Annotated in this window: 2 tRNA genes and 3 rRNA genes; all 5 read left to right on the forward strand. The window is 53.2% G+C overall.

What is annotated here, in order from left to right:
- Positions 1-113 precede the first annotated feature (113 nt).
- Positions 114-1646, forward strand: a 16S ribosomal RNA gene (locus tag BBA01S_RS39230).
- A gap of 62 nt (positions 1647-1708) precedes the next feature.
- Positions 1709-1785: transfer RNA gene (locus BBA01S_RS45005), tRNA-Ile, on the forward strand.
- A 36-nt stretch (positions 1786-1821) separates the two neighbouring features.
- Positions 1822-1897, forward strand: a tRNA-Ala gene (locus BBA01S_RS39235).
- A gap of 304 nt (positions 1898-2201) precedes the next feature.
- Positions 2202-5081: ribosomal RNA gene (locus tag BBA01S_RS39240) — 23S ribosomal RNA — on the forward strand.
- Positions 5082-5248: 167 nt separating this feature from the next.
- A 5S ribosomal RNA gene (gene rrf / locus BBA01S_RS39245) occupies positions 5249-5362 on the forward strand.
- The 16S, 23S and 5S rRNA genes sit together here with 2 tRNA genes alongside, the layout of an rRNA operon.
- Positions 5363-5368 lie beyond the last annotated feature (6 nt).

Consider the following 5368-nt stretch of genomic DNA (forward strand, 5'->3'; position numbering starts at 1 on the left):
CAAAAGTATCAAGAGTCTCACACAAAAGTAAGTCAGGTTTTTGAAGTAATTCAGATACCTGTCAGCTTTGAGTGAGCGACCGGTTCGAAAGAACCGAAAACAGTAACAGGTTTGAACTGAAGAGTTTGATCCTGGCTCAGATTGAACGCTGGCGGCATGCCTTACACATGCAAGTCGAACGGCAGCACGGGTGCTTGCACCTGGTGGCGAGTGGCGAACGGGTGAGTAATACATCGGAACGTGTCCTGTAGTGGGGGATAGCCCGGCGAAAGCCGGATTAATACCGCATACGATCTACGGATGAAAGCGGGGGATCGCAAGACCTCGCGCTATAGGGGCGGCCGATGGCGGATTAGCTAGTTGGTGGGGTAAAGGCTCACCAAGGCGACGATCCGTAGCTGGTCTGAGAGGACGACCAGCCACACTGGGACTGAGACACGGCCCAGACTCCTACGGGAGGCAGCAGTGGGGAATTTTGGACAATGGGCGAAAGCCTGATCCAGCAATGCCGCGTGTGTGAAGAAGGCCTTCGGGTTGTAAAGCACTTTTGTCCGGAAAGAAATCCTGATGGCTAATATCCGTCGGGGATGACGGTACCGGAAGAATAAGCACCGGCTAACTACGTGCCAGCAGCCGCGGTAATACGTAGGGTGCAAGCGTTAATCGGAATTACTGGGCGTAAAGCGTGCGCAGGCGGTGATGTAAGACCGATGTGAAATCCCCGGGCTCAACCTGGGAACTGCATTGGTGACTGCATCGCTTGAGTATGGCAGAGGGGGGTAGAATTCCACGTGTAGCAGTGAAATGCGTAGAGATGTGGAGGAATACCGATGGCGAAGGCAGCCCCCTGGGTCAATACTGACGCTCATGCACGAAAGCGTGGGGAGCAAACAGGATTAGATACCCTGGTAGTCCACGCCCTAAACGATGTCAACTGGTTGTCGGGTCTTCATTGACTTGGTAACGTAGCTAACGCGTGAAGTTGACCGCCTGGGGAGTACGGTCGCAAGATTAAAACTCAAAGGAATTGACGGGGACCCGCACAAGCGGTGGATGATGTGGATTAATTCGATGCAACGCGAAAAACCTTACCTACCCTTGACATGTATGGAATCCTGCTGAGAGGCGGGAGTGCCCGAAAGGGAGCCATAACACAGGTGCTGCATGGCTGTCGTCAGCTCGTGTCGTGAGATGTTGGGTTAAGTCCCGCAACGAGCGCAACCCTTGTCCCTAGTTGCTACGCAAGAGCACTCCAGGGAGACTGCCGGTGACAAACCGGAGGAAGGTGGGGATGACGTCAAGTCCTCATGGCCCTTATGGGTAGGGCTTCACACGTCATACAATGGTCGGAACAGAGGGTTGCCAAGCCGCGAGGTGGAGCCAATCCCAGAAAACCGATCGTAGTCCGGATCGCAGTCTGCAACTCGACTGCGTGAAGCTGGAATCGCTAGTAATCGCGGATCAGCATGCCGCGGTGAATACGTTCCCGGGTCTTGTACACACCGCCCGTCACACCATGGGAGTGGGTTTTGCCAGAAGTGGCTAGTCTAACCGCAAGGAGGACGGTCACCACGGCAGGATTCATGACTGGGGTGAAGTCGTAACAAGGTAGCCGTATCGGAAGGTGCGGCTGGATCACCTCCTTTCCAGAGCCCGCTGCTTCAGCGTTAAGCGCTCACACTTGTCGGCTGTATCAATGACAGACTCGGGGTCTGTAGCTCAGTCGGTTAGAGCACCGTCTTGATAAGGCGGGGGTCGATGGTTCGAATCCATCCAGACCCACCACCTGTTTCTGACAGGCGGATCCGAGAGTATGTGACTGGGGGATTAGCTCAGCTGGGAGAGCACCTGCTTTGCAAGCAGGGGGTCGTCGGTTCGATCCCGTCATCCTCCACCAATCTTCAATGCACAGTTTTCTGCGAAATGCTGCAGAACACTTTGCATTGGCGATTGAGCCAGTCAGAGCGATGTGAGTAACACCATATCGGCTGTCGTTCTTTAACAATCAGGAAGAAGTAGTAAAGAGATTCGTCTGAAACACACTTAGAGATGGGTGTGGAGTAGGTGAATCAGGGTTGTGATTGTATCAATGTATTTTTAAGTGATCGAAAGATTGCCTTGAAATACGGCGCAACACGAATACTCAACCTGTAACGAGTGACTCAACGTGAGCAATCACGGCAGAGACACACCCGTTATAGGGTCAAGCGAACAAGTGCATGTGGTGGATGCCTTGGCGATCACAGGCGATGAAGGACGCGGTAGCCTGCGAAAAGCGGTGGGGAGCTGGCAAACAAGCTTTGATCCACCGATATCCGAATGGGGAAACCCACTCCGTATGGAGTATCCATGACTGAATACATAGGTCATGTGAAGCGAACGCGGTGAACTGAAACATCTAAGTAACCGCAGGAAAAGAAATCAACCGAGATTCCCAAAGTAGTGGCGAGCGAAATGGGACCAGCCTGTACTCTTTATCTTCGTTGTTAGCCAAACGCTCTGGAAAGTGCGGCCATAGTGGGTGATAGCCCCGTAGGCGAAAACAGCGAGGAAGAACTAGGTGTACGACAAGTAGGGCGGGACACGTGAAATCCTGTCTGAAGATGGGGGGACCATCCTCCAAGGCTAAATACTCGTGATCGACCGATAGTGAACCAGTACCGTGAGGGAAAGGCGAAAAGAACCCCGGGAGGGGAGTGAAATAGATCCTGAAACCGCATGCATACAAACAGTCGGAGCCTCGCAAGGGGTGACGGCGTACCTTTTGTATAATGGGTCAGCGACTTACATTCAGTGGCAAGCTTAACCGAATAGGGCAGGCGTAGCGAAAGCGAGTCCGAACAGGGCGTCCAGTCGCTGGGTGTAGACCCGAAACCAGGTGATCTATCCATGGCCAGGTTGAAGGCACGGTAACACGTGCTGGAGGACCGAACCCACTAACGTTGAAAAGTTAGGGGATGAGCTGTGGATAGGGGTGAAAGGCTAAACAAACCTGGAAATAGCTGGTTCTCTCCGAAAACTATTTAGGTAGTGCCTCGTGTATCACCTTCGGGGGTAGAGCACTGTCATGGTTGATGGGTCCATTGCGGATTACGTCGCCATAGCAAACTCCGAATACCGAAGAGTGCAATCACGGGAGACAGACATCGGGTGCTAACGTCCGGTGTCAAGAGGGAAACAACCCAGACCGCCAGCTAAGGTCCCCAAATATAGCTAAGTGGGAAACGAAGTGGGAAGGCTAAAACAGTCAGGAGGTTGGCTTAGAAGCAGCCACCCTTTAAAGAAAGCGTAATAGCTCACTGATCGAGTCGTCCTGCGCGGAAGATGTAACGGGGCTAAGCTATATACCGAAGCTGCGGATGCATATTTATATGCATGGTAGGAGAGCGTTCTGTAAGCCTGCGAAGGTGCGTTGAAAAGCGTGCTGGAGGTATCAGAAGTGCGAATGCTGACATGAGTAGCGATAAAGGGGGTGAAAGGCCCCCTCGCCGTAAGCCCAAGGTTTCCTACGCAACGTTCATCGGCGTAGGGTGAGTCGGCCCCTAAGGCGAGGCAGAAATGCGTAGCTGATGGGAAGCAGGTCAATATTCCTGCACCATTGTTGAATGCGATGGGGGGACGGATCGCGGAAGGTTGTCCGGGTGTTGGAAGTCCCGGTCCTTGCATTGGAGAAGGCGCTTTGGCAAATCCGGGCGCGGAATTCAAGGGTGTGAGGCCAGTCTCCTAGGAGACGAAGCAACTGGAAGTGGTTCCAAGAAAAGCCTCTAAGCTTCAGTTCAACAGTGACCGTACCGCAAACCGACACAGGTGGGCGAGATGAGTATTCTAAGGCGCTTGAGAGAACTCGGGAGAAGGAACTCGGCAAATTGGTACCGTAACTTCGGGATAAGGTACGCCCTTGTAGCTTGACTGGCCTGCGCCAGGAGGGTGAAGGGGTTGCAATAAACTGGTGGCTGCGACTGTTTAATAAAAACACAGCACTCTGCAAACACGAAAGTGGACGTATAGGGTGTGACGCCTGCCCGGTGCCGGAAGATTAAATGATGGGGTGCAAGCTCTTGATTGAAGTCCCGGTAAACGGCGGCCGTAACTATAACGGTCCTAAGGTAGCGAAATTCCTTGTCGGGTAAGTTCCGACCTGCACGAATGGCGTAACGATGGCCACACTGTCTCCTCCCGAGACTCAGCGAAGTTGAAGTGTTTGTGATGATGCAATCTCCCCGCGGCTAGACGGAAAGACCCCATGAACCTTTACTGTAGCTTTGCATTGGACTTTGAACCGGTTTGTGTAGGATAGGTGGGAGGCTGTGAAGTGTGGACGCTAGTCTGCATGGAGCCGTCCTTGAAATACCACCCTGATCTGTTTGAGGTTCTAACCTTGGTCCGTGATCCGGATCGGGGACAGTGCATGGTAGGCAGTTTGACTGGGGCGGTCTCCTCCCAAAGGGTAACGGAGGAGTACGAAGGTACGCTAGGTACGGTCGGAAATCGTGCTGATAGTGCAATGGCATAAGCGTGCTTGACTGCGAGACTGACAAGTCGAGCAGGTGCGAAAGCAGGTCATAGTGATCCGGTGGTTCTGTATGGAAGGGCCATCGCTCAACGGATAAAAGGTACTCTGGGGATAACAGGCTGATACCGCCCAAGAGTTCATATCGACGGCGGTGTTTGGCACCTCGATGTCGGCTCATCTCATCCTGGGGCTGTAGCCGGTCCCAAGGGTATGGCTGTTCGCCATTTAAAGAGGTACGTGAGCTGGGTTTAAAACGTCGTGAGACAGTTTGGTCCCTATCTGCCGTGGGCGCTGGATATTTGAAGGGACCTGCTCCTAGTACGAGAGGACCGGAGTGGACGAACCTCTGGTGTACCGGTTGTCACGCCAGTGGCATCGCCGGGTAGCTATGTTCGGAAGAGATAACCGCTGAAAGCATCTAAGCGGGAAACTCGCCTTGAGATGAGATATCCCCGGGGCTTCAAGCCCCTTGAAGGGTCGTTCGAGACCAGGACGTTGATAGGTCAGGTGTGGAAGCGCAGTAATGCGTTAAGCTAACTGATACTAATTGCCCGTAAGGCTTGATCCTATAACAGGTGTGCCTTGCTCCAGAGAGCTGGAGTGATGAGCATGCAGGTTGAGATCAGTGTTGTGCCAGATTAAACAACACAACCCCCGAATTCTTTACGCTTCTTCCCGATTGGCTGTGGCGCTGGGTTTAACCAAACCCCACCGCGACGCAGCAACCCGTCAAAGCCTGATGACCATAGCGAGTTGGTCCCACCCCTTCCCATCCCGAACAGGACCGTGAAACAACTCCACGCCGATGATAGTGCGGATTGCCCGTGTGAAAGTAGGTAATCGTCAGGCTCCCTA

Origin of the sequence: Paraburkholderia bannensis NBRC 103871 (genome assembly GCF_000685015.1) — a bacterium.
GTDB classification, from domain to species: Bacteria; Pseudomonadota; Gammaproteobacteria; order Burkholderiales; family Burkholderiaceae; genus Paraburkholderia; species Paraburkholderia bannensis.